The sequence below is a fragment of the Dyadobacter sandarakinus genome (genome assembly GCF_016894445.1).
Taxonomy (GTDB): Bacteria; Bacteroidota; Bacteroidia; order Cytophagales; family Spirosomataceae; genus Dyadobacter; species Dyadobacter sandarakinus.
In genome coordinates, this window is record NZ_CP056775.1 from 4,116,556 (window position 1) to 4,142,169 (window position 25,614).

Annotated in this window: 23 protein-coding genes; 10 read left to right on the forward strand and 13 right to left on the reverse strand. The window is 50.4% G+C overall.

Annotation, left to right across the window (positions count from 1 at the left end; translation table 11 throughout):
* Positions 1 to 76: 76 nt before the first annotated feature.
* Positions 77 to 688 carry a TetR/AcrR family transcriptional regulator gene (locus tag HWI92_RS16665; protein ID WP_204657362.1) on the reverse strand — a complete coding sequence of 204 codons (612 nt, stop codon included), beginning with the start codon at positions 686 to 688 and terminating at the stop codon, positions 77 to 79.
* A gap of 167 nt (positions 689 to 855) precedes the next feature.
* Entirely contained in the window at positions 856 to 1,431 is a 576-nt protein-coding gene (locus HWI92_RS16670; RefSeq protein WP_204657364.1) for a porin family protein, read from the reverse strand.
* A 280-nt stretch (positions 1,432 to 1,711) separates the two neighbouring features.
* On the opposite strand from HWI92_RS16670, the gene HWI92_RS16675 reads away from it, so the two are divergent.
* Positions 1,712 to 2,158, forward strand: coding sequence for a DUF2141 domain-containing protein (locus tag HWI92_RS16675; RefSeq protein WP_204657366.1), 447 nt, complete (start codon positions 1,712 to 1,714; stop codon positions 2,156 to 2,158).
* 12 nt (positions 2,159 to 2,170) lie between these two features.
* Here HWI92_RS16675 and arr read toward each other — a convergent pair whose 3' ends face one another.
* The 5 genes from arr to HWI92_RS16700 form a co-directional block, all read right to left on the reverse strand.
* Positions 2,171 to 2,614 (reverse strand): NAD(+)--rifampin ADP-ribosyltransferase, encoded by a 444-nt coding sequence (arr, locus tag HWI92_RS16680; protein ID WP_204657369.1) that lies wholly within the window; start codon positions 2,612 to 2,614, stop codon positions 2,171 to 2,173.
* A 128-nt stretch (positions 2,615 to 2,742) separates the two neighbouring features.
* Entirely contained in the window at positions 2,743 to 3,642 is a 900-nt protein-coding gene (locus tag HWI92_RS16685) for an SDR family oxidoreductase (RefSeq protein WP_204657372.1), read from the reverse strand.
* A gap of 199 nt (positions 3,643 to 3,841) precedes the next feature.
* Entirely contained in the window at positions 3,842 to 6,241 is a 2,400-nt protein-coding gene (locus tag HWI92_RS16690) for an ABC transporter permease (protein WP_204657374.1), read from the reverse strand.
* A 114-nt stretch (positions 6,242 to 6,355) separates the two neighbouring features.
* Positions 6,356 to 6,727, reverse strand: coding sequence for a hypothetical protein (locus HWI92_RS16695; RefSeq protein WP_204657376.1), 372 nt, complete (start codon positions 6,725 to 6,727; stop codon positions 6,356 to 6,358).
* A 56-nt stretch (positions 6,728 to 6,783) separates the two neighbouring features.
* Positions 6,784 to 7,374 (reverse strand): HD domain-containing protein, encoded by a 591-nt coding sequence (locus tag HWI92_RS16700; RefSeq protein ID WP_204657378.1) that lies wholly within the window; start codon positions 7,372 to 7,374, stop codon positions 6,784 to 6,786.
* A 303-nt stretch (positions 7,375 to 7,677) separates the two neighbouring features.
* Here HWI92_RS16700 and HWI92_RS16705 point away from each other — a divergent pair, with 303 nt between their 5' ends.
* Positions 7,678 to 9,885 (forward strand): S41 family peptidase, encoded by a 2,208-nt coding sequence (locus HWI92_RS16705; protein ID WP_204657380.1) that lies wholly within the window; start codon positions 7,678 to 7,680, stop codon positions 9,883 to 9,885.
* Between the two features lie 67 nt (positions 9,886 to 9,952).
* Here the strand turns inward: HWI92_RS16705 and HWI92_RS16710 are convergent, their stop codons facing one another.
* Positions 9,953 to 10,390 carry an RrF2 family transcriptional regulator gene (locus HWI92_RS16710; RefSeq protein WP_204657382.1) on the reverse strand — a complete coding sequence of 146 codons (438 nt, stop codon included), beginning with the start codon at positions 10,388 to 10,390 and terminating at the stop codon, positions 9,953 to 9,955.
* A 109-nt stretch (positions 10,391 to 10,499) separates the two neighbouring features.
* Between HWI92_RS16710 and hmpA the strand changes: the two genes are divergently transcribed.
* Positions 10,500 to 11,702 carry an NO-inducible flavohemoprotein gene (gene hmpA, locus HWI92_RS16715; protein ID WP_204657384.1) on the forward strand — a complete coding sequence of 401 codons (1,203 nt, stop codon included), beginning with the start codon at positions 10,500 to 10,502 and terminating at the stop codon, positions 11,700 to 11,702.
* A 77-nt stretch (positions 11,703 to 11,779) separates the two neighbouring features.
* Here the strand turns inward: hmpA and map are convergent, their stop codons facing one another.
* The gene (gene map / locus HWI92_RS16720) at positions 11,780 to 12,544 is read right to left on the reverse strand and encodes a type I methionyl aminopeptidase (protein WP_204657386.1); all 765 of its coding nucleotides are present in this window, start codon (positions 12,542 to 12,544) and stop codon (positions 11,780 to 11,782) included.
* A 191-nt stretch (positions 12,545 to 12,735) separates the two neighbouring features.
* Between map and HWI92_RS16725 the strand changes: the two genes are divergently transcribed.
* Positions 12,736 to 13,602: an SDR family NAD(P)-dependent oxidoreductase gene (locus HWI92_RS16725; protein ID WP_229248136.1), complete on the forward strand. Its 867-nt coding sequence runs from the start codon at positions 12,736 to 12,738 to the stop codon at positions 13,600 to 13,602.
* 96 nt (positions 13,603 to 13,698) lie between these two features.
* Entirely contained in the window at positions 13,699 to 14,619 is a 921-nt protein-coding gene (locus HWI92_RS16730; protein WP_204657388.1) for a helix-turn-helix domain-containing protein, read from the forward strand.
* Between the two features lie 24 nt (positions 14,620 to 14,643).
* Here HWI92_RS16730 and HWI92_RS16735 read toward each other — a convergent pair whose 3' ends face one another.
* Positions 14,644 to 16,068, reverse strand: coding sequence for a B12-binding domain-containing radical SAM protein (locus HWI92_RS16735; RefSeq protein ID WP_204657390.1), 1,425 nt, complete (start codon positions 16,066 to 16,068; stop codon positions 14,644 to 14,646).
* Positions 16,069 to 16,276: 208 nt separating this feature from the next.
* Between HWI92_RS16735 and HWI92_RS16740 the strand changes: the two genes are divergently transcribed.
* From HWI92_RS16740 to HWI92_RS16760, 5 genes are all read left to right on the forward strand, one after another.
* Complete coding sequence (locus tag HWI92_RS16740; RefSeq protein WP_204657392.1) at positions 16,277 to 16,807, forward strand: RNA polymerase sigma factor; 531 nt, start codon at positions 16,277 to 16,279, stop codon at positions 16,805 to 16,807.
* Positions 16,794 to 17,366, forward strand: a complete 573-nt coding sequence (locus tag HWI92_RS16745) for a hypothetical protein (RefSeq protein WP_204657394.1) — start codon at positions 16,794 to 16,796, stop codon at positions 17,364 to 17,366. Before HWI92_RS16740 ends, HWI92_RS16745 begins: the two co-directional genes overlap by 14 nt.
* Before the next feature lie 10 nt (positions 17,367 to 17,376).
* The gene (locus tag HWI92_RS16750) at positions 17,377 to 18,276 is read left to right on the forward strand and encodes a hypothetical protein (protein ID WP_204657396.1); all 900 of its coding nucleotides are present in this window, start codon (positions 17,377 to 17,379) and stop codon (positions 18,274 to 18,276) included.
* Positions 18,277 to 18,297: 21 nt separating this feature from the next.
* Positions 18,298 to 19,551 carry a hypothetical protein gene (locus tag HWI92_RS16755; protein ID WP_204657398.1) on the forward strand — a complete coding sequence of 418 codons (1,254 nt, stop codon included), beginning with the start codon at positions 18,298 to 18,300 and terminating at the stop codon, positions 19,549 to 19,551.
* Positions 19,552 to 19,662: 111 nt separating this feature from the next.
* Positions 19,663 to 20,238: a pentapeptide repeat-containing protein gene (locus tag HWI92_RS16760; protein ID WP_204657400.1), complete on the forward strand. Its 576-nt coding sequence runs from the start codon at positions 19,663 to 19,665 to the stop codon at positions 20,236 to 20,238.
* A gap of 147 nt (positions 20,239 to 20,385) precedes the next feature.
* On the opposite strand, the gene HWI92_RS16765 is transcribed toward HWI92_RS16760, so the two are convergent.
* The 3 genes from HWI92_RS16765 to HWI92_RS16775 form a co-directional block, all read right to left on the reverse strand.
* A complete protein-coding gene (locus HWI92_RS16765; protein WP_204657402.1) occupies positions 20,386 to 23,466 on the reverse strand; it encodes a CBM96 family carbohydrate-binding protein in 3,081 nt (1,026 codons plus the stop codon).
* A gap of 227 nt (positions 23,467 to 23,693) precedes the next feature.
* A complete protein-coding gene (locus HWI92_RS16770) occupies positions 23,694 to 24,953 on the reverse strand; it encodes an MFS transporter (protein WP_204657404.1) in 1,260 nt (419 codons plus the stop codon).
* A gap of 179 nt (positions 24,954 to 25,132) precedes the next feature.
* Positions 25,133 to 25,543 (reverse strand): response regulator, encoded by a 411-nt coding sequence (locus HWI92_RS16775; RefSeq protein ID WP_204657406.1) that lies wholly within the window; start codon positions 25,541 to 25,543, stop codon positions 25,133 to 25,135.
* Positions 25,544 to 25,614 lie beyond the last annotated feature (71 nt).

Here is a 25,614-nt window from a genome sequence, read left to right on the forward strand (position 1 = left end):
GACCGGTAATCGGGATCTGATGATTGTAAGTGTGGGGAAACCGGATATTTATAAATACTGCCGGGCACCACTAGAATTACGCTTTTTTAAGACCATCAACAAGTAGGTCCTGGAAGAAATCCGTTCTTGAAACAACTTCCTCAACACGATTGTACATCACCAGATCCATCTCAATGCCATGTATGGCGCTTGTAATAACAAAGGATAACAGTTCGATCTCCGTGTCGGATAACACCTTGAACTCCCCACTCACGATGCCATACTGCAGAATGCTGCTGATGATTTTCACCAGCTTCTGGTCATATTGCCGGCGGTAATGTGCCACAGCATTGTCTGTACCGTCCCCCAGCGCCTGCAGAAACTCCCGGACCATTACATTATAAAGGTTTACCCAGATTTTGATGTTCTCAAACCGCATCCGGGTCAGTACACGCAGCTTTTCGCGTGCAGTAGGCACTTTTGATACTTCATCCTGAACCCTGGTAAAAAACTTGTCTTTTTCGGACTGCACAATCACATCAAAAATCTCCTCCTTGCTGCTAAAATAGTAGTAAAGGGTACTTTTGCCTTTGCCGGCTTCCCGGGCAATGTCCTCCATTGTCGTTTTTGCCAGCCCGTTCTCACGGAAAAGCCTGTCTGCTCCCGCAAGGATTTTATTTCGCAAAATTTCCTCTCTGGTACTTAACATGAGAAAATAACCGGTTTTAAAAACATCCAAATCACAAGTCTGACATTCAAATGGTAAAGCAAGCCTCAAAGTGACCATACTGCCGGTCTCAAAAAAATGCATGACCGCTACTTTGTAATCAAGGCAGCAGTCATGCATTTAATTAACTCTGAGTACGTGCGGTGAAACTATTTCACCAAAGGAATTGCCCAGAATATACTTGCCTGGATAACACTGTTTTTGAAATCAGGATTGATATTCTGTCCTGAGAAATCACCCACTTTCGAAAGTCCGGCAATGTACCTGATACCTGCGCCCAACCCGATCGGAGAATGGTAGCCAATGCCGCCAGCTGCTGCCAGATCAAGGTTTTTTGCAAAATTGTTGATCGTTTGATCCGGCACATTGGACGATGTCCTGAAACCAGCCTGCGGACCTACTTCTACAAAAAATCCGCCGCTCGTCTTGAATTTGAACATCACGGGAACCGTCAGGTAGCTGATCTTGAAATCACGACGGGCACTGCCGCTCTGCACTTTCGCTCCCTGCGTGGAGAACAAAACTTCCGGCTGAATGGAGAATACATTACCAAATCCGTAATTGAGCATTCCACCAATGTGGTACCCGAACAGGGCGTCGGAGTCAATATTTCCTCCGGTATAATTGCTAAGGTTGATACCAGCTTTTGGACCAATGCTGAACTTTTGTGAAAATGCGCTGACAGATGCCAGTACGAAAAACGAAGCTAGAATTAACTTTTTCATGATGGGATATTTTTAGACTGTTTTTCATATATAGTCTAAAAACCCGTTCCATGAGAATGGTCCATATGTAGACAGGATTATTCCTGGCGATTTTTAGACTATATTCTCATTATGGTCCAAAAACAGCCGAGCAGGCAGCCCACCTGGGTATATAATTACCGGTAAGTTGTCCGGCGGAGGGTTCTTCCTCACCAGACCCGCAGCGCATTTTTTTTGGCACAATTTTTAACCTGATGCTTCGATAATGAGGTTAACCAAGATAAACAGCAATCCTAATTATATGCATGCATCCACACTTTCCGGAAAAACCGGTTTTCTGACGCTGGCTTTTTGCCTGCTTGCCGCACTGGTACAGGCGCAGAACATCAGCATGACGATCTCCAATATTAAATCCCGGGACGGGCAGATTTTGGTTGCCGTGTTTACCAATCAGCAAAACTTTAAGGATGAGAAAGCTGCATTCAAACATCAGTTTTCCAAAACCTCGGTCAGTAATGGTATTTTAAAGGTAAATTTTGACCTGCCTGCCGGTACCTACGGCATTGCACTGATTGATGATCAGAATAAAAACGGGAAGCTGGACAAAAACTTTGTGGGCATACCCAAAGAAGGAGTCGGATTTTCCAACTTCTACCTTTCAGGAGTAAGCAAGCCTGATTTTGATGATTTCAAATTCGATGTAAAGACCTCTGCCGTGGCGGTAGAGTGCAAGCTCCGTAACTTCTAGCTACGGGTAATTCTATTCCTCTATCACGAAGTTTCCCAATTGTTTCAGCTTTTCCAGTCCGTCCTTCATAGCCCGGATTTGTTCAGACGTATGGCTTTGCCAAGTTGTCACTTCTCCGATTACCTTAAATGGATGCAGGGAGCGATATGACATAGTCGGATTACCGGCAAACTTCTTATCCGTCACATTGGGGTCGTTTTCGAGCGGACCGGTTGCTTCTACCAGATAAATGCGTTCACGCCCCTCTCCGGATGCCAGTTCCGCGCCCCAAACCGCTGCATTCAGGGTTGCGGACAAATAAATGTGCTTCAACTTTCTATCGACAAAGTTAGAATTGAACCCTACCGTTATCAGATCCCCGATTTTCAGATCTGCTTTTGTTCCATGAAAAAAGGTCTGGGAAAAAGCATTCTGGATTGGAGTCTGAACTTCATGCTGTGTGCTGGCCTGTTCCATAGTGTAAGTATTGGGATTGATCGGTGATACAGGTATTTCGGAAACGAGCTGCTAATAACTGGTTATAAAACAAAAAAGCAAGCACGACTTTCATCGTGCCTGCTTTTTTAAATAATATTTCCTGCAAATTAGGGATGTCCGCTGCCACCCGCCGCGCCGTAAATCTGGCCGGTAGAGTAGCTGGCATTCGGATCAGCAAGCTGCACGTATATGGATGCAAGTTCGGCAGGCTGGCCCGGTCTTCCAAGTGGTGTTGTTTTTCCAAATTCCTCAATTTTGTCCTGTGGCTGACCGCCGCTCACCTGCAGAGGCGTCCACACCGGACCCGGTGCTACTCCGTTCACACGAATGCCTTTCGGTCCGAGCTGCTTGGCAAGCGACTTTACAAAAGCCACATTGGCTGCCTTGGTCTGGGCATAATCAAAGAGGTTTTCGGACGGATCATACGCCTGCACGGATGAAGTTGCAATGATCACTGAGCCTGCGGGCAGGTGTGGTAAGGCCGCCTTGGTAATCCAGAAAGGCGCATAAATGTTGGTTTTGATGGTAGCATCAAAACCCTCTGAGGAAAGATCGAGCAGGGAATCCACTGCCTGCTGGTGCCCTGCATTGTTAACCAGAATATCCAATCCTCCCAATTTTTCCACAGCCTGTGCAATCAGCTCCTGACAAAAGGCTTCATGCGTGATATCACCCGGGATACCATATCCTTTGCGACCTTCCGCCTCAATGAGTGCAATTACTTCGTCTGCGTCAGCCTGTTCCTCCGGTAGGTAGTTGATTGCCACGTCGGCTCCCTCGCGGGCATAAGCGATTGCAGCCGCACGACCAATCCCTGAGTCTCCTCCCGTGATCAGGGCTTTTCTGCCTGCCAGCCTTCCGGCTCCCTTGTAGGTCTTCTCGCCGTGATCCGGCTGGGGATCCATCTTCAAAGCCAGTCCCGGCACCTGCTGAGGCTGCTTGTTGAAAGGAGGCTGAGGATACTTGCTTATTGGATTTTGTAGTGTTGAATTACTTGTTTCAGACATATTGATGAAGTTATAATAAGAAGTTGTTGATACAGACCAGGAAATTCCCGGCCTTTTTCACAGTTCACTGTTATGCCAGCAGTTTCTAATAAAACTTTGCCAACGTGAAATCAGGATACCTGCCGGCATACCGCAACTTCTCAGAAATCAGCCTGCGAACAATCTCTTTTTTATTTTGTCATGATCTTCATAACCTTACCTATTGTGCCCGCAGGTAATTGACGGGGTTGGCTGCGGCTGCCTTCAAAGCGTGGCCAAGAATGGTGATGGTTGTAATGACGGCCATCAGGAAAATGGTAGCCAGCAGCAGCCAGCCATCCACCTCGATCCGGTGTGCATACTGCCGGAGCCAGCCTGCAGTAAGCCACCAGCCCAGCGGTGCAGCAATGATAAACCCGATTGCCATCAGCCGGCTGAACTCTTTGCCGAAAATCCAGAGCATCTGGCCGGTGCGCGCGCCCAGTATCCGGCGTATACCGATTTCTTTTGCCCTGGTCTCGGCCATAAAGGTAACCAGGCCGTACAAGCCCAGGCAGTTCATGGCAATGGCAATGCAGGCGAAGATCTGAACAAATCCTGCCAGCAGACTTTCCATATTGGTAAACGACGCAAGCATGCCGCTGACCGACGAAGATTTGTACAGCTGGTCAGGCAAAACCTTATCCCAAACTCCTTCAATGACTTTTTCGGGTAAAGCTGCCGGTTTTGCCTCAAAGGAGAGTACGGCCATGGCAGTATGACCAAGGTCGTGGATCAGGGTAACCGGAACAACCGGCGAATGCAGGTCGCCGCTGCGAAAGTCTTTTACAACACCCACAATGGTACGCTCGGCATCTTTAACCCGCATCGACTTGCCGATGACCTGAGTGGGAGACGTAAGGCCCAGTCTTTTGACCAGATTTTCACTCACCAGCACCTGCCGGCCGGCAGTGTCAGCAGCATCAAAGTTGCGGCCTGCAACAAGGGTCAGCCCGAACACACTAAGGTAATTTTCATCCACTGCCCTGATCCGCGTTTCGAAAGATTCAGGCTCTGTGGCAGTGTGGTAGCTGAAAGATACCGGACGATTGTAAGGCGAAGCAGGGGGATCGCTCGCGAAAGAAACCGACCGGACGCCCGGCACGCCGAGCCACCCTTCGGCAAGCCGCTGATGCTGTGCAGGTACCTGCTGCGGCAACCATACTGCCAGCATGCGATCGTGACTGAACCCCCAGTCAGTCTTTTGCATATAACGCAACTGTGCGGTAATCACCAGCACCACGATCAGGAAAAGCTGTGTAAGCAGAAACTGGCCCGTGATAAGCGCCCGGCGAATGTTCAGCCCACCAGCCGCCCTGCCCAGCCGCCCGGCAAGTGCCCTGGCAGGATTAAAGCCGGACAGTACCAGGGACGGATACAAACCGGACAACAGCATTACGATCAGCAAAAGCGGCAAAAACCAGCGCAATGCTGCGGGATCCATCAGGTCGGCAATGGAAATGGTGGGTTTGAGTGTTTCATCCTGGTCATTGAGGACCTGATTTACAACCGGCATGGCCAGCTGCGTCAGGATGAGTGCTACGGCAACCGAAAGCATGGTGATCAGTGCTGTTTCGACCATAAACTGTTTCAGCAGCTGGTACCGGCTGCTGCCCACCACTTTCCGCACGCCTACTTCCCGCGAGCGCTGCAATGCCTGTGCGGTAGCCAGGTTGATATAATTGATGCAGGAAGCACCCACCAGCATCAAGCCTACGGCAATCAGTCCATACAGTACCGGCCGTGGCGCCATCCCGCTGCGCTCATGATTCAGATCCGTGAGGGGAAGTACATGGTAGGAAAAGTGATCCGACTCGGCGGGCGGCAAAAATTTCTTTCTCACCACTTTCAATGCATTGTTCAGCTGATCCACCGCTGCCCCCGGACGCATCAGCACAAAGCACATGCTTTGAAGACCCAGCCAGTCCTGCATTGCAGCTTGTGATTCGAGCGCCGGAATAGTGGCATAGGAAATCAGGCCGTCATAGCGGAGCTGGGTGTTGGCCGGCGGATTTTTGATGATGCCTGTGACGGTAAGATTAACGCGGTTGTCAAACCTAAGCGTTTTGCCAAGAGGCAGCGGTGTATTAAAATATTTCTCGGCGTAACGTTCGCTGAGCACAATGGTATTGGGAGAAGACAGGGCAGTTTCCGGATTTCCACTTACCCACTCCACACCAAACAAATTGAAGTACTCGGGCTCCGTAAAGCACATGTTCCTGGCTTCGTTGAATTTTTTTGCCCATCCTCCTTTGCCGTCAGGTACACTCATCATCCTGCCAAAGATCGTTTCCAGTCGTACAGCACTTTCGACAAACGGGTAAGTCCTTCTGAGCACATCCGCCAAGGGTCTGGGCGCAGCATCGGTTTGCATGGTCGACTCCCGGTGAATGTCCGTGACAATCCAGTAAGAGCGGTCGGCATGCGGATGGTACCGGTCGAAAGTAAGCATGTAACTGACGACCAGGAATATCACCAACCCGCTGGCCAGTCCAATGCTCAGATTTGCAATCCGGATGATGTTGACCTGCTTTTCACGCCAAATCCGGCGCCAGCCAAACGATAGGAAATGTATGAGCATAGGAAGTTTGTTTAGTCCTACACCTAAGGTATCAATTATATATAAATTTGTTATATATAACAGAAAGTATTTTTAACCAGATAAAATAGAGAAAATAGTTGGTGCTCGCAGCCATCAAAGTGATGCTCTTCCGCTGACTTTATATACATGACATTCATCCGCTCGGATCACGTAGGTTTCCCTGATCATGGAGTCACCCCGGATACCGGTAAACTGAAATTGTTCCTGCTGCCCGGCAATGACAGCCCGAAAAGAATCATCCAGCACTAAATAGTTATTACCCGTCAATGCATTTCGGACCGGCCTGATGGTATCCGAAGTGGCCAGCCGTACCGTATAGAAGCCGGTGAGCGGACTTCCGGCAACTGCAACCACAATGGCATTAAGATTTTCGGTACAAAGCGGCTTTCTTTCCGCTTTATCGTCACTGCAACCCATCAAACATACAGGCAGCAAAAAGGCATTTGCAAGATTCTTCAGATTCATTGTACTGCGGATTATAGCTTGCTTTTGGTAGCCGGCTCAGGCATTATGCCGGATCTCTACTTTTTCAGGATACCCTTTTCAACACTGTCATTAATAAGCTGCTCGGCATACTGCCAGATGGTTTCGGATCCCTGACGGATCACCTGTTTTTTGGCAAATACTTTTTCGTACGTCACACCGAACTCACTCCACGTACCACCCTGATTGGATGTATTCTGCAGCAAGGGTTCCAGCCGGTCCATGGCACGGGCAAACTTTGCTTCATGGGTTTCTCCCGCTTCAAATTCTTCCCAAATGGCGATCAGCTCACCGGCCTGCTCATCAGGCAGCAACCCGAAAATGCGATTGGCAGCCGTTCTTTCCTCCTCGGTATTGGTGTGGCTCTTTTGTGTATCATAAATAAACGTATCCCCGGCATCTATCTCAACAATGTCATGGATGAGCAGCATCTTAATAACCCTGAGCAGGTCGACCGGAAAGTTGGCATGACCTGCCAGCACAAAAGCCATCAGGCATAAATGCCAGCTATGTTCCGCATCATTTTCGTTGCGGTCGCTGTTGATCAGCTTGGTCTTGCGAAGAATGTATTTAAGCTTATCTACTTCTTTTATAAACTCAATCTGCTTCAACAGATCCGTAAATTCCATCGGCTTTATTTTTAATGATGATCAAATGTAAAATGCTGGCAGGAGATAATCGAGATTAAAGTTAATTCTTTTCAAGACTGGATTTACCAGCAAATACCCTGCTCATTTTTTACAAAAACATACCCCTTATTGTAAATTCAGGCAGGCTCGGAAAGTAAATAATCCTGCGCATCCTCTCCAAAATTGAAGATTAACCCGCCCGGAATGCGGTAACCGGGAGCACATCCTGTTTCCGGTAAATAAGCCGGCAAGTAGGAAGGAAACAACAGGTTACTTTATTCCCGTGAACAACCTGTACGGATTATGCTGAAACAACTTCTTCTCCCCTTTTTTTTAATCTTCGTCTTATCTGCTCAGGCGCAAACCAGTGATGAATTCAATCTTGACTTTGAACAGGTATTACGAGGCCAGAAACTGCCTGACAAATGGATGCAGTGGGGAGTTGGCTACCAGGTAACTACCGACAGTGCACAACATTTTGAGGGCAGGCGGTCGGTGCTTCTGAAAGCCCCGGCCGAGATCAAACCCGGCACTTTCGGCTGTGCTGCAAGTACGCTGCCAGCCATATACGAGGGAAAACAGATCGAACTGAGGGGTTACATGAAGTTCGACAGCGTGACGGGGAGCATCGGTCTGATGCTGCGGATCGACGGGAATGCGGGCACCCTGCAGTTTGAAAATATGCAATCGCAGGGCATCCGGGGTACCCGCGACTGGCAGCAATACAGCGTCAAGCTTCCCTATCCTCCCAATGCTGCAAAAATACATATCGGCGCTTTACTGGTTGGTCAGGGATCTCTGTGGGCTGATCGTTTCGAGGTGTTAATAGATGGTATACCCCTGGCCAGGGCTCCGCTCAGAAAACCGGCTGCTGCTTTGTCGGACAAGGAATTTGATGCAGGCTCCCGCTACACGGTGGGCAAACTGTCACCAGCACAAATTACCACACTGAGTAACCTGGGCAAGCTTTGGGGATTTTTGAAATACCACCACCCTGCGGTTGCCAGCGGCGACCACAACTGGGATTACGAGCTGTTCCGCATCCTGCCGCAGGTGACGGGCAACGTTCCGGCTGCCGGCAAACAAAAGGCATTGTACCAGTGGATATCCGGATTGGGTCCGGTCAGAGGCGGGTCGGACTACACCGTTGATGAACGCGCTGCTTTAAAACCCGGGCTCGGCTGGATCAAAAATGCAGGCTTCGGCAAAGACGTGGAAGCATTGCTCGATACGATCAGAAACGCCTCCAGAACCGCAGACAGCTACTATATTGGCCTGCAACCCGGAGTAGGAAATCCCGATTTCAGAAATGAACAACCTTATGCCGGTATGGCGTTTCCGGATGCCGGGTTCAGGCTGCTCAGCTTGTTCCGGTACTGGAACATGATCGAATACTACTTTCCCTACAAACACCTGATCAGGGAAGACTGGCATGCCGTGCTGACCGAATTTGTGCCCCGCTTTGTGAATGCAACCGACGAGACTGCTTACCAGCTGGCTGCTCTTGAGCTGATCACAAGGGTGAAAGACACGCACGCTGACCTGTACAATCAAAGTCCGGCGCTGGATGCATATTTTGGCCGCCGGTATGCCGCAGCATCGCTCTCTTTTGCAGAAGGCAAGCCGGTAGTGACCGATTTTTATGATCAATCGCTTGCGAAGCAATCTGGTCTTCAGGTTGGGGACGTCATTGAGCAGATCAATGAAAAAAATGTAAGCAACATCATCCGGGAAAAGCTGCCCTATACAGCCGGCTCCAACATGCCCGTCCGCCTCAGGAACATGGCACCCCACCTGCTGCGGAGCAATGATTCCCTGATTACCGTCCGGATCAGCCGGGCATCCAGGACGATGGATGTGCAGGTTCCTGCCTATGCGAAAGAGAAGATCAACATTTATGCCAACTTCAACAAGAAGGATACCTGCTTTAAACTGATCCGCCCGGACGTGGCTTATCTTTTTCCGGGCAGGTACAAAAACAGCTACCTGCCGGAGATTTTACCGGAAATCTCTAAAACAAAGGGCTTGATCATTGATATGCGTTGCTACCCTGCCGACTTCATGGTATTTACTTTTGCACCATTCCTGCTGCCCGAAGCCCGTGCATTTGTAAAATTTACGCATGGAAGTATGCAGGTGCCCGGATTATTCACCTTTACGCCCGAACTGAAAACCGGCAAAACGAACCCGGATTATTACAAGGGTAAAATCGTGCTGATTGTCAATGAAAGTACATTGAGCCAGGCTGAATATACTGCTATGACATTTTCCACAGCACCGGATATCACCATTATCGGAAGTACCACTGCGGCCGCCGACGGGAATGTATCGCCCATTGTGCTGCCCGGTAATATCCGTACCGGCATAAGCGGGATCGGTGTGTATTATCCCGACGGCCGTGAAACCCAGCAGGTCGGTATTGTTCCCGACATGGAGGTAAAACCCACCATTGCAGGCATCAGGGAAGGACGCGATGAATTGCTTGAAAAGGCTTTAGAAATTCTTAAATAGGTATTTCTTAATAAAGCAACACCAGCAGCTGTCTTCACAATCCGGGCAGCTGCTTGTACGCAGGGTTTTACTTTTTCAGTGACAATGCCCCCTGAAGCAGCTCCTGATTGAACCCGCCGATGCTGGTGGTATTCAGCAGGTCCCTGATCTGCCCCCTGATTACCTTGAACTGATCGTGCAGGGGGCAGGGCCGGATTTCAGAACATTGCTTCAGTCCCAGTGCACATCCCGTAAAAAGGCCATTGCCGTCCACGGCTTCAACAACATCGCTCAAAGGCCTGGAAAGTGCATTGCTATCCATGTAAAAACCCCCGTTTGGACCTTTAACCGAACTGATAATGCCTTTCCTGCTCAAATCCTGCAGGATCTTGGCCAGGTATACTTCCGGGGAGTCAATGCCCGCAGCTATATCCCTGATCCCGATCCGCTTTCCGTCGGCCGACCTGTGGGCAATGTACAGCACAGCACGGATCGCATACTCGCACGTTTTTGAAAATACAGCCATCGTTTACCTGAAAATTTAGGATCAAAAATAAATAAAGATATTCTTGTCCTCTAATAGATTTGATCTAACTTTGAATAAAAGATAAAAAGGTATTTATATATTTATCATCATGACAAATGAACAAAGAGAACTTGTAAAAGCTACCGTGCCGGTTTTGAAAGCAAACGGAGTTGCATTGACCACCTACTTTTACAACCGCATGCTGACACAAAATCCGGAGTTGAAAAACGTGTTCAATGCAGCTAATCAGCATACAGGTGCCCAGCCTACTGCGCTGGCGATGGCTGTACTGGCCTACGCGGAGCACATTGATAATCCCGGGGTACTGGCAGGGGCAGTAAACCGGATCGCCAACAAGCATGTAAGCCTGGATATCAGGCCGGAGCAGTATGCCATCGTAGGCAAACATTTACTGGCTTCCATCGGCGAAGTGCTGGGCGATGCCGCATCACCCGCGCTGATTGATGCCTGGGGAGTTGCCTACCAGCAGCTGGCGGGCATGATGATCGGGGTTGAGGCGGGATTGTACAGCAATGCAGTGGCAAAAGAAGGCGGATGGAGCGGATGGCGGCCTTTTGTAGTTCAGCAAAAAACCAGGGAATCGGAGGAGATCACTTCATTTTACCTGTATCCCTCCGATCATGGAGCCGTAGCCGATTTTGCTCCCGGACAATATATTACCGTACGCCTGTTTGTACCTGAACTTAACGTTTTCCAGCCCCGGCAGTACAGCATTTCGTGCGCGCCGAACGGGCGGTATTACCGTATTTCGGTCAAAAAAGAGCATGGAAATGAGCTGCGCCCGGAGGGGCATGTCAGCAATTTGCTGCATAGCTCCATAGCAGAAGGCGCGATCATTGAAGTGGCAGCCCCCTCAGGCGATTTTACCCTGAACCCCGACAAAACCAATCCCATCGTCTTCATCAGCGGCGGCGTGGGTGTGACGCCATTTATGAGCATGCTGGATTACCTCATCTCGGCCGGGAAGCAAAGACCCGTAACCTGGATACACGGATGCCGGAGCTTCCGGGTACACGCATTCAGGGACCTGGTGCGCGAGCTGGGTGAAAAGCATGGTGCGATGTCGGTACATACCTTTTACGACACCATGGAGCAGGACATGGAAGACGGGTACTACGAGGGCTTTGTTGACCTTGGCAAGCTCAGCCAGGTGCTGGCCCCTGATGCCGACTACTACATCTGCGGCCCGGGCGCATTCATTAAAAAGCACTTCGATTATCTAAGCGCAAACGGCATTGTCCGGGAGGCGATCCACTTTGAGGAATTCGGCCCGGCTACGCTGGTTGTCTGAGCTGCGTTACCCATGTCCTTTCTTTTGGGAAGGACATGGGAAAACCGGGTTATGGGCAAATCATTTAATCCGCAATATCAATCGAATATTCCGTTCATGGCTGTGAGTATCAGAGGGGCTTTGTCCGTGACGACGATCGTGTGTTCGTGCTGTGCCATAAACCCGCCTTTGTTTCCCACCATCGTCCACCCGTCGCTGAGTTCTGTTGCGTAGGATGATGTTGTTGAGATAAAAGTCTCGATAGCAACCACGGCGTTTTTCCTAAACCGTCTCTGGTCAGATTTGTTCCTGTAATTCATCAGCTCGTCGGGCTGCTCATGAAGCGCCCTTCCGATGCCATGACCAGCCAGATTCCTGATCACCTTGAAACCACGCTTTTTAGCCTCCGATTCCATCAGGTACCCGATATCGGCGATCCTGACACCCCCTTTTATGCTGCTGATTGCCTTAACCAGGATTTCGCGGGATGCGGTCACCAGGGCCTGGTGATGGTTCAGATCCGGACCCAGCACAAAAGAACCTCCGTTATCAGCCCAGAAACCATTCAGTTCTGCGGATACATCAATGTTGACGAGGTCTCCTTCTTTTAACTTTCTCTTACCGGAAGGAACGCCATGACAAAACTCGTTATTGACACTGATGCAAGTCCAGCCGGGAAATCCGTAGGTTGTGTGCGGAGCCGATTTTGCCCCGAATCCGCTTAATATTTTTGCACCAAAATCATCAAGCTCCCTGGTTGTCATACCGGGCTCCGCATAGCTGGTCATCTGCTTCAATGTGTATGCTACGGCTTCGCTGGCCTGCTGCATGCCTTCCAGTTCTGACTCTTTTGTAATGGACATAATGGTAATGTAATGTTGAATGTCTGTATTTCGGATACCAGGCTGCTGCACTTTTTGCAACCCGATACACATATAATGAATTTTGTAAAAATATAGTTTTCCCGATCCGGCTACATATCCCCTCAATTTGCATACACATCGCTGCTTGCATAAGAAGAACTTTGATGCATTGTTACATATCAAGAAACACAATGATGGAATCGCAAAATGAAAATACGGGACTACGGTCTGCTGTAACAACCCCAAAAGTCTGGTTTATAACAGGTACTTCCCGCGGATTCGGCCGCGTATGGACCGAGGCTGCCCTCTCGCGCGGCGACAAGGTAGCGGCCACCGCACGCAAGCTCGAAAGCATTGCCGACCTGAATGAAAAGTATGGCGAAAACGTACTGACACTCGAACTTGACGTAACCAACCGGGAGCAGGTCCGGGCAACCGTGGCCCAGGCACACGCACATTTTGGCCGGCTCGATGTTGTGCTTAACAATGCAGGGTACTCCCTGGTTGCTACCATTGAGGAGGCCAGCGCAGACGATATCCGGGCACTTTACGAAACCAATATACTTGGTCCGGTGGCGGTGATCCAGGCTGCATTGCCGCTGCTGAGAGAACAGGGAAGCGGCCATATATTGGGCACATCCAGTAACCTCGGCCATGTAACCCTGCCGGTGATCGGCTACTATGCTTCGTCAAAATGGGCATTTGAAGCCATTCACGAAAGTCTGGCGGCGGAAATCGAGCAGTTCGGAATTCACGTGACGATCATCGAACCCGGCGCCTATGCCACTGAATTCGGGAGCCAGGAATCACTCAAATTTTCACAGGGTCTGGACATTTACGGTCACTATAAGCAGGAGTTTTTCGGTACGCTGAGGGGATTGGAACGCGGCAATCCGAATGCGACCCCGGAGGCACTCTTCAAGATTGTTGACGCACCACAGCCGCCGCTGCGGGTTTTCCTGGGAAGCCACAATTTGCCCGGTGTACGGAAAGTCTATGCAGAGCGACTGGCTACCTGGGAGGCCTGGGAGGCTGTATCCATAGCTGCCCAGGGCTGATCCGGCCGCGAACCGGCAGGAAAGTAAAATCGTTAAAGAATCGCTGCTGATCACCGGCCCTATCAGGTTACCGGTGATCCTTTTCAAATCAGCCTCATGAACAAAGAAGAAAACAGCCCCAGGAAAATAGAATCGCTGGCCGAGGCGCACCGGGCATTTGGCCTGCTCAAACCGCAGCACCCGCTGGTGAGCCTGATCAATGGTACCTACACGCAGGTGAATGAGTCAGCGATACCGCATTACCATGTGCTGACTTTTTACAAAATAGCCTATAAACCCAAGCTGCACGGCAAACTAAGATACGGCCAGAGCTACTATGACTTTGACGAGGGCGGCTTGTTGTTTGCCGCTCCGGGCCAGGTAGTGGGCAACCACGATAACGATGCCAGCGCATGTTCGGAGTATACACTGCTCATCCATCCTGACTTTCTTCTGAGGTATCCTCTTGCCAAAAATATCAGGCAGTATGGCTTCTTTTCTTATTCCACCAGGGAAACACTGCACCTGTCGGAGGAGGAAAAGGCAACGATCTTTGACATTTTCAAAATGATTGAAAAAGAGCTCGGCAGCCGGATCGACGATTTCAGCCAGGATGTGGTGATTTCGCAGATCGAGCTCCTGCTCAACTATGCAAATCGTTTTTATAAGCGGCAGTTTATTACCCGGAAAGCAATCAGCCATGACCTCCTTCAGAAACTCGAAGAGGTAATGGATCAATATTTTGGAGATCAGCTATCCGTAAATCAGGGATTGCCCAGCGTCGCCTACCTGGCCGAAAAAGTCAACCTGTCGCCCAGCTACCTGAGTGATATGCTGCGCTCGCTGATCGGGCAGAATGCTCAACAGTACATTCACGACAAACTGATCGAAAAGGCGAAGGAAAACCTTTCGACAACCAACCTTACGGTGCGGGAAGTGGCTTACACACTCGGGTTTGAACATTCCCAGTCATTCAGCAAGCTGTTCAAAGCAAAGACGAACCTTTCTCCCCTGGAATTCAGGCGATCATTTAACTGAAAATACGGCTTTCCGGGTTGCGCTTCATGAATCAACCAGCCCGGCCAGCGTGTTTTCCGGAACTGGCGGGACTATGCTGCCGTTTTCCCGGGATTTTACTTTGGACAAAATGGATTCCAGCAGTGGCAGCATGGTGTTCAGACCGCCGGTTTTGATGATAAAATTCCAGAGCGGCTCAAACTTTTTCCAGCCCCCGGTATACAGGAAATGCTTGGCTATGTGCTTTACCGTATCGTGGTGCAGGCTGGACTTCGCAATGTTTTTCCAACTGTAAAAATTTTCGTAAGCCCACCAGTATCCTGCTTCCAGTTCCTCTGCACGTAGTATTTTGGTTTGATAAACAACCTGCCGCGTGTCGTAACGATCCCAGTCATGGGTGAGAATGCGGCCCTCGGCATCCATACTCCGGTACAATGCCGTGCCGGGATAGGGCGTCAGAATATGGTAGGTAGCTGTGGTAATGCCGTGGTTTACTCCCCAGTCCACGGTTCGTTTGAATACGTCGCGGTCATCGTCATCCAACCCGAAAACAAAGCTTCCGTTGATCATAATGCCCAGCGAATGCAGCCTGTTTACGGCTCTTGTGTAATCTTTTTCAAGGTTTTGCTTCTTATTGCTTTGTTTGAGATTTTGCGGTGAAAAGGTTTCAAAACCCACAAATAAGCTCCGTAACCCTGCATCGGCAGCCTTCTCGATCAGGTTTCCCCTCAAAATGGCGTCTACGGTTGACGCCCCCTGAAAAACCCGGTTCATGCCGCGCATCCCTTCAAAAAGCGCCGCTGCAAACTTTGTATTTCCAAGCAGGTGATCATCCAGGAAATACAGATGTCGGCCCGGCAGCCGGTCGATCTCGGCCAGCGCCTCGTCTACCAGCTGGGTATAGAAAGTTTTGCCTCCCCCGAAAAAAGCATCTTTATAACAAAAATTGCAGTGGTGCGGACAGCCCCTGGTAACCACGATGGAATTGGGAACCAGGTAGAGATGCCGCTTGATAAGATCGCGGCGGATCGGCGGAATACCCGCCAGGGTGCGGTTATCCGAAGTATACACCCGCTGCGGAGCACCTTTCCTGAAATCGGTAAGAAAGCGCGGGAGCGTGTCCTCACCCGGACCGATAAAAATACTGTCGGCGTGCGCCATCGCCTCCTCAGGCAGTGAGGTCACATGCAGGCCTCCGAGTATCACGTAGCAACCCTTCCGGCGGTAATGGTCAGCGATGCGATAAGCCCTGAATGCATTGGTAATATACACCTGGATCATCACAAGGTCAGGCTCGTCATCCAGGCGCAGCTGCTCCACATGCTGATCCTGCAGGTCGATCTCGTCATCGGGCGACAGGAATGCAGCCAGTGTCGCCAGGCCCAGCGGCGGAAAAAGCGAGTACTTGATGGGTCTCCAGAGCGGGCTTTCGGCTTCGGTCAATGCCGGCAGGATCATCTTTACTTTCATGAATTTACATAGTTTAAAAGTACTTTGCATTACAAAGTAAATGAAAGTTCTGTAAGAAATGACACCTTACATTCCAGGTTTTTTTTAGACCAGGGTTCTGCGGCGCATTTACAGGAAAAAGGAAAATCTGGTAAAGCTTAATTTTCAGGACATACAACCTTTGGGCACCTGGGCGGCCTCTTTAACCTGAATACCTTAAAGATCATCTATGACATCAGAGGCGGAACTGGTATCGGGTTGCCTGTTGCACGACCGGGTTGCACAGCGGCAACTGTATGACCGGTATAAAAAAGCAATGTATACGCTAGCCTACCGCATTACGGGCGACTTTGATGCTGCCAATGATGTGATCCAGGATGCATTCCTGGAAGTGTTCCGCCACCTCGATCAGTTTCGCGGTGAATCGACACTCGGTGCCTGGATCCGGCAGATCGTGGTGCGTAAATCGACCAAAAAGAAAAAGGTGGTTTTGTGGCAGAATGTGGATGATTATCCGGAAGAAAGCATTGACTGGGGCGATCACGATATCAATGCAGCCCATCTTGAAACCGCGATCTTGTCGCTGCCCGATGGTTTCCGCACCATTTTCGTGCTGGCCGAAGTGGAGGGATACACGCACCGCGAAATCGCAGTAATGCTGAATATTTCCGAAGGAACCTCCAAATCACAATTGTTTCATGCCAAAAGAAAGCTCCGGGGCATGCTCACCTCATACGGATACGGACATGGAAAAAAATAAGGACACACTGAAAAATGCGATCGGTCGGCTGCCTGCCTACGAACCGGGTCACCAGGTTTGGCTGGACCTGCGTGAAAAACTGAATGAACAACCATTGAAGCAGGCACTGGATACTTTGCCGGAGTATGAGCCCGACGGTATGCTCTGGGAGCTCATTGCCGCGAAAGCTCCTGCAAAAAAACCTGCATTGATATGGTGGTATGCCGCGGCACTCCTTGCAGGCGGCCTGTGCCTGGGATGGCTGACCTACGAGAAAGGATGGAACCGCGGCATATCGTACTCGACTGAAAAAGCGGATGTACGTCTTCAGCAAGGTGAACCGAGCCTTGCGGATGCCCAGTACCTGAGGCTCAAAGCTTATTGTGAAACCGAAACGATCGTTTGCAATACGCGGGATTACAGACGTTTGCAGGAAGAATATGAAAAGTTGAACGATGCTTCGGTCCAGCTGAAAAGAGCTATCGGGGCCTATAATACGGAAGCCTCGCTGATCAGGCAGGTTACAATCCTGGAAGAACAAAAAGCCGGTATTTTGAATGAAATGGCCAAGTTGATTTAAAACAATGCACATGAAACCGCACCTTAGTTTTTATAAATACATGCTGTGCGCAGTACTGCTCCCGGTGCTCTCGCTCTCCGGTGTTGCCCGTGCGCAGGGAGTATTGCAGGTAGCTACCAAAACCATTGAAAAAACCGTCCGGAGCCCGGCTGTACGCATGTTACACATTACAGCTGAAAAGGCCGACATTGAAATGACCACCTGGGACAAGGCCGAAATCACGATCGTACTCGAACTTTCGGCCAGGCATCCTGAAAAAAGCATGGCTGCCTCCGACCTGTCCAAGGTGCAGTACATCGCCGACGGTCGCGGAAGGGACTTTTTCCTGAGAAATTACATTGTGCTGAAAGAAGGAGAAAGCAAACCTGTTTCCAACATCAAGGCGCGGTATGTGATCCATTTGCCGGCTTCCTGCGGGGTTGACCTGAAAAATTCGTTCGGCACGATCACCCTCAAAGGTCTTAGCAACAGTATCCAGCTCAAAGCAGATTTCTGTACGACCAGCCTGCTGAACCTCAGCGGACAAGGCCAGCTGAATACCTCCTTCGGCGAACTGACGGCCACGGACCTTTCGGGTACTTTCAGCTTCACAAGCGACCACACCAGGCTGCGCCTCAACCAGGTGGCAGGAGTAGTGCGGCTGGATGCCGACTATGGTGACGCCGAAATATACCCGGCCGCCGCATTGACCAGCCTGGGTATCAGATCAAAAAAAGCAGAAATAACCTTGCTGGCCAGGAACTGGCAGACATTCGACTACACCATACAAAGTGCCTATGCTACCATGAAGCTGCCCAATGGTTTCAAATGGAAACGCAATACAGCGGACTTTAAGGAGGCATTTTTCAACCGGAATCAACTTGCCAACGTCAGCATCAACGCCGAATTCGGTCATGTGACCATCCGGTAGCTGCATTTTAAACCTTCTTTCATGAAAAACTTTCTGCTGGTGCTGCTCATCGGGAGCATGACCCCGCTGGCCCGTGCACAGGACAGCACACAGGTATTCTTTTCGCAAGACGCTGACACCCTGGTCAGGCAGCGCTTTATCGACCGGTATGAAAATGTATTTATGACCCGCGTGCCGACCCGGCAGATTTTCAAGCTTTCGGTTACAGGCTCCGAATTGCAGGGCGCAGGTTTTCACCTCGGCTATGAATACAAACTTACGCCCTCACTGTCCCTTGAAGCATCTGTTTTTACGGTGCTCAATCCCTATAATACCGGCCTGGTACATGAAATGGTCAGGTTTGACTACCGCAATGTGGATGTCTGGGCAAATGCAAGAATGCGCTGGTACTACAACATGAAAAAGCGGATCGACAAGGGACTCAATGCAAATAATTTCAGCGGCGCGTATATCGGAGCTTCGTACGAGCACTTGCTGCATAGGTCCGCACGGTTTCCAAATCCGAATACCGGCAGGGCGGCGCTCTTATTTGGTTTTCAAACCCGTTTCCTGAACCATGGCTTTGCAGACTTTGCGCTGGGTCTTTACCAGAGAGAACCCGGATACTTTTCCAACTATCAAAGCTCCTCAGCTTTTGTAGCCCCTGAGAACTTCGTGCTCGGAAGCCGGTTCAACATTGGCCTTGCTGTGGGTGATTGGAAAAAATCAGCCACAGCTCCGCTTTGTGATGTTATATTCTGTGATGAACTGGTTCGCGGACAGTGGAAAGTACAGGCACCCTACTTCGTTCTGGGACTCAGAAACCAGGTTGTACGGTCGGAGCTTGCCTATGAAAGAGCATTAGGAAAAACTTCATTTTCAGTGCAGGCAGATGCAGGCATTTACCTCGCTCACCAGGCTATTTTCCGTGAAACCTACAATACGAACACTGCTTTAAATGCAGGTTTAAGTTTACGGTATTATTTTCTTCAGAAGTTTCAGGCCCGCCGTGGAAAAGGAGGAAGCAATCTTTCAGGACCCTATGCTGCCTTTTCGGGAGGTTACGGCAGGAACAAAGCTCATTCAAGGAGCGACTTCCCGTCGGTTCCGGAGGTCAGCCGTGTAAGCACTGGTTTCAGTGTAACGCCGGCATTGGGTTACCAGCAGCGCTTGTTCGGGAAATTGTACATTGATGCTTCCCTGTTTTACCTGAAACCCATTGCTGCGGGCGCTGAAAGCTTCTTTTTTGCAAGACCTTATTTATCATCCAGAATGACTATCGGGTTTACATTCTGAGCAGGAATTTCCAGCCGGCTTTTTTTTGTCAGGTGCTTTTTAGCCATTTTTGAAAGCGCACCGGAACGAAAATCTGTTTCCCGGCTGCGATCCACCGTTTAGAAAAACCTGATGATACGGAAAATAGCCGCCCGGCATGAGCACACGCTCATTGAGAATAAAGACTTTGGCAGCAGCGACCTGGAAGCCAGCTACGAATATGTGGAATTCAGAAATTGTTCCTTTCTGAAATTAGCCGGAACCGACTTCATGGAGTGCGTTTTTCATTCCTGTAACCTGAGCAACGCCATGGTCAGAAACTGTAAGATACAGAACGTCAGGTTCAATGATTGCAAGCTCGTCGGTATCAATTTCAATGACACCAAGACATTCGGTTTCTCGGTTGCATTTGAAAACTGCAACCTGGATTATGCCAGTTTTGACAATCGGAAAATGAACCAGAGCACATTTGTGAATTGTAAAATGCACGGGGTCAACTTTTCCAATGCAGATTTGTCCAAATGTACCATAGAGCGCTGCGACCTGGATGCGGCGATATTTTCGTATACCAACCTTAGCGGACTGGACTTCACTACGAATTACAACTTCTCTATCGATCCTGAAATCAATACACTCAAAAAGACGAAGTTTACCGTACACAGCCTGCCCGGCTTGCTGACGAAGTACAATCTTGATATTCAGTACTGAGGTCCGCCGGAGGTACAGGCCAGCATGTACAGCGCTACCTGCACAATCAGAACCACGCTGAAACGCACCGGCTGCTGCAAAAAAACCTGATCCCGAGGCACAGACCATAGGATCAGGTTTTTTATTTGATTCAAAAATAACGATCGATCAGGGCTGACTGCCTTCTGCCATCATCAGCTTTAATACTTCCGTTGCTGAGCCCGACTGTATTTTCAGCATGTACACACCGCCACGCAGACCAAGATTTGAAATATCAAGCTGGGTATCATGCCCCGGTTTTACAGATTCTGAGGCGACGAGTTTACGGCTGATACCCGACAGGCTTACCATTTCAAAGGAAATATCATCACTATGTCCGGAGGATACGTGTACGGTAAACCGGGATGTAACCGGATTTGGGAAAACCGCCGAGCGCTCTGCCCCTTTCTCCGTATCTTCTTCCAGCACAGCTTCCACCGGCTCTTCCCCGCTCCTGGCGAGCGCATTCATCTGCTGCGTGGTCCGGATCACCAGCTGCGGCGGATTGGAGCCGCTTTCCCGGCTGTTGAAAACAAGCCTGGTATTCCGGTAATTGGGATCGTGCAGTAAAAAGCTTACCAGCGCGTCGCCGGTTTGCTGCTGGGATTTCACATAGCTTGTCACATCTATTTCATAGTACCTGTAAACATGATCCACGCCTGCAAAGCCCAGCGAAGGCGTAGATGCTTCCGGGGCAATTTCCTTTGTAATACGGTCTTCCAGCCAGCTGTCGTCGTCTACCCCGTACACGTGCAGGCTCACCACCTTCGTATCTTCCTGGTTATGACCATAAATCCGCAGTTTGGCCGACCCTACCTCACCCACTGTCCCTATGGGGAATTTCAGAAATGCAGACCGTCTTTGCACATAGCTTTTTTCCACATTCTTGACTTCAAGCGAAGGCTGGCTTCCATAGTTTTTGAAAGGCTCATTTTCATAAATGTAGGCATCGGCAACCACAGGTAGTATGGCACTGGTCACCAGTACTTCAATGGCCGACACTTTGGGCAGATCTGCAGAGCCGGTCAGAAAATCAATGTTGAGCACACCGTCTGTTACCATCACAGGGACCGTCCGCATGACGGCTTTCATAGCGCCGCCTGCTGCTGCAAAGATGTCATAGTCGGTCAGTTTGCGGATACCTTCCATGTTTACATGAAACCGCCTGCTGCCTGCGCCGCCCGCGCCCCGGCCCGGCACACCAAACCAGGTTTCGGCAAAATGCAGGATCACGCTGATATTACCGTTCGGGACAGGGATCTTATAGCTGAATGAAGGAGAGCACCGGCCTGTCTGATAAAGCTCGTCGTCCGTCGTCCTGAGAATATCGCCGCTGCTTACCGGGCTGGTACGGTCAATGCCCGAATAATACTGATCAGCCACAAACTGCCTGCCGCCGGATGCAGCAAAAGCTCCGCCTCCTGCATTGATCCGGAGTGTTGTATTGGCTGCCTCCTGGCTGGTTACCACCAGCTTTACGGGAAGTACCACCCGGCTGTAATCAGGTGCAAAAAGCGTCACAAGCACCTCGTAAATGCCAGCAGCAAGGCCAGTCCCATCAGCCCGGAAAGTCAGGTTACCGTCTGTGTTCTGCTGTACGGTCAGCCAGGGGCTGTTTGCTGATTTGAAAAAACGCAGTGCCGGCTTAGTTCCGCTGGTCTTCACGGCCAGGGTTTGCGGAGGCGTAGTGACACCGGGTTTGTATGTAAAAGAAAGCGACTGACTGGGAAGTGTAAACGTTTTGGTGGCTGCTTCCGCTGCATGTTTGATGATCCAGTAGTCCAGCCCGCCCCTTGAACTTTCGGTTTTGATCGCACCCGGCTGCGATGATGATGATCCTGCAAACAGGTAACCTCCGTCCGCGGTGCTCAGTATGCTGCTGTTGTCATACCCGCCGGTTACCTTATCCCAAACTTTGGTGCCTGCCGATGTCAGTTTTATGATCCAGCTACCCAATGCATCGCCTGTCTTGGTACTGCTGGCAAGCCCGGTGGATGATCCTGTCAGCACATAGCTTCCATCCGGATTTTGTCTGTTGAGCCGTAACTGGCTTGTACCCCGGTATATGTCGTACAGCTGGTATTTTTTCCCACCCAGGGTCCGCTCCCATTGTTTTGTTCCGGATGCACTGATTTTTACGATCCATGCATCCTGAATGCCCTGGGCTTTTTCAGACTTGTCGCCGCCGATGTTCGAGTTGGAAACACCTGTCAGCATGTACCCGCCATCGGCTGTGGGCTCAATGGCTTTCAGCTCGTCATTCTCCGGACCGCCGAAACGTTTGTCCCAGACTTTGCGGCCGTCGGAAGCAATTTTCAGTATCCAGTAATCACGGCCCCCGCGCCCGGCTTCGGATTTGTCTCCACCCTTTCCGTAATCGGATGATCCTCCGAGCAGGTATCCGTCTGCCAGTACCCTGAGTACCGGAGATGAAGTTACCGTACCTGTGCCGGTGCTTTTATACGTTTTCGTCCATTGCTGCACACCGGCTGCATTCAATTTGGTGATACTGAACCCGCCCGGGACAACATTAGCCATGGTAAACCCGCCGTCTGGCATTTCGATCTTACCTGCCCGGTCGCTGCCGATCGATGAAGTATTTGCGCGCTCCCACTCCTGCACCCCGCTGGCTGACAGTTTGACGAAATAATTACTTCCCCAAGCCAGGTAGCCACCTTCGGAAGTCCGCCTGATGTCACTGAGCTGCTCATCCCCCCGCCTCAGGATCGTTCTGTCCCATTGCTTTGCTCCGCTGGCAGATATTTTGATGATCCAGAAATCAGCCTGACGTTCGCCGGGAATGCTCTGGCCACCATTTCCCTGGGTTTTGTCCCCGCTGGCGTCCGAATAAGAGTAACCGCCCAGGATATATCCCCCATCCGGGGTTTGCCTTACCACCGAAAGGATATCGATATAATTTCCGCCGTATGTTTTGTCCCATTCTTTGGAACCATCGGCAGCCAGCTTGATGATCCAGTAATTGGTATTTCCGCGGCCTGCTTCGGATCGCTCCCCGGTTTTGCTGGAATTGTTTCCGGATCGTCCTCCGAGAATGAATCCCCCATCGGAGGTTGGATTGGCAGACATCAGGTAATCATCGTCTTTTCCGCCCAGGGTCTTGTCCCACTGGACTGCCGGCTGCGCCCAAATGCTCAGGGATGTGTACAAATTGATGATCAGTAAGGAACTGAGTAGGAGAAGTTTCTTCATAAAACATTAATTAACTGTAAATAGATACAAACAAAGAGATTTTCGGACGCAATAGACATGCATGGCAAACCCGGAGTGGGTCCATTGGTGTAAAACAGGCCATGTATTTACTAAGTGGTCATGAACGTACCGGGAAATACGTTGAGCAGATTAAAATCTCATTCCTTCCGAAGCGCGGCATACTGCGGGGAGGTCATATATCGGAGATAAAGGCGGCGCATCCCCGGCTACACCTGGGGGATTTCCTCATTCAGATTGCGGGTCGTGGCCACCCGGCGGTTGGGTTTGTTCTTCCGGAGGTAGCGCACGTGCAGCATACCGATGAGCAATGCCAGTATACCTTGTGCCAATACCGTAGCCTGTACACCGATATGCTGGGAAACATAGCTGACCACCAGGCTCCCGATGGGTACACCTCCTGAGTAAGCCATCACAAAAATGCTGATCACCCGCCCGCGCATGGCCGGCACTACCAGGGTTTGTATCAGCGTGTTGCTGATGGTAGTTTGCGACATCATCCCGAATGCACCGATGGCAATGAACACCAGCGCCAGGGCATACAGGCTGGTGTATGAAAAAAGAATCAGCCCCGTGCCGAAAACAAATGTATTAACGGCAAGTATCCTGCTGAGGTTGGTGCCGGGTGGCAATGTCGCCAGAAAAATTGCTCCGCCCAATGCACCAAAACCAATAGCGCTGTCGAGCAGACCGAATGTGGAAGCTGTACCCCGGAAAATATCTTTTGCGTAAATCGGCATCAGGCTGGTGAAAGGAAGCAGCAGCAGGCTCACCAGTGCCAGCATGATAATGATGTACCGGATCTCGGGGGTCTGCCTGATGTAAACCAGTCCTTCGGCAAGTTCGCTGAGGATGTTTTTGGTATGCTTTACCGGCGTAAACCTGGGCAGCCTGATCAGCAGCAGGGAACTGATTACCGCAATAAAGCTGAAAGTATTGGCGCCAAAACAAACCACCTCACCAAACCGCTCAATGGCCACGCCGGCAATAGCCGGACCGAGCAGCTTGGAAAGGTTGACCATGGATGAATTCAGCGCCAGGGCATTGGGAAGGTTCTTTTTATCATCCACCAGCTCGTATACCAGCGACTGACGGGCCGGTACATCAAATGCATTGATCAGGCCCAGCATTACACTCAGCGCAATAATTTCCCATATCGCATAATCCTTGAAATAAACCACCAGCGTCAATGCCAGCGCCTGTACCATGGACAGTACCTGCGTGACGAGCAACACCCGGTACCGGTTGTAACGGTCCGATACGACTCCCCCGAGCGGGGTAAGCATTGCAGACGGAAAAAGGGTAGCAAAGATGCTCACACCAAGCATGAACTTGGAGTGGGTCAGTGAGTAAACTACCCAGCTGACCGCAGTTTTCTGCATCCAGGTACCTAAAAGCGAAATCGTCTGTCCTGCAAAGTATAACCTGTAATTACGGCTTTCAAAAGCACTTAATGCGGCAATCTTCATGAAGTTTGTTGATGGGTAACAGCCTGCTGCTGCGTTTGCACCTGCTCACCGGGCCTGGTATCAGCTTGGATCCATCATCCCGACGATTGGAAAATGTCAGGGTTGTAAAAACCTTACCAGCAGCTGCGGACAGGCAAACACCATTTGAGCGACAAGTACACAGCATCAGCACTTCTCAGCTACGGCCGTATGGCTCTTGCCCAGTATTGGCAGATGATCTGCAGCTGCTCTTTGAGCTCGTCGTAATCGGATGGCTTTTGGTAAAATCCCTGCACAAGTGAAAGATAGGCCCGCTCAACGTCCCGCGGCGGCACGGACTCTGACAGGAAAATAAACGGGATCGACATGCTTCTCAACTTCCTGTCGTTGTTGATCTCCTCCCGGAGCTCCAATCCCGACATGCCGGGCAGCCGGAGGTCGCAAAGAATCAGAAAAGGCTTCGTGTGTGTTGTGCGCATGTGGTCCATTAGCTGCGGACCATCTTCAAAGTGGACGAGTTTGTTGGGAATACCAATTTCCGCAAGCGCACGGGTTACCTGATGCTGGTCTTCCTCATCGCCTCCTATGTAATAAATAGGTTCGTCCTGCATGGATGTCAGTTGTTAAAAAGTGATGTAATCTGACCCGCGGGTATGCAGGCCAGATACACCATCCACTGCAT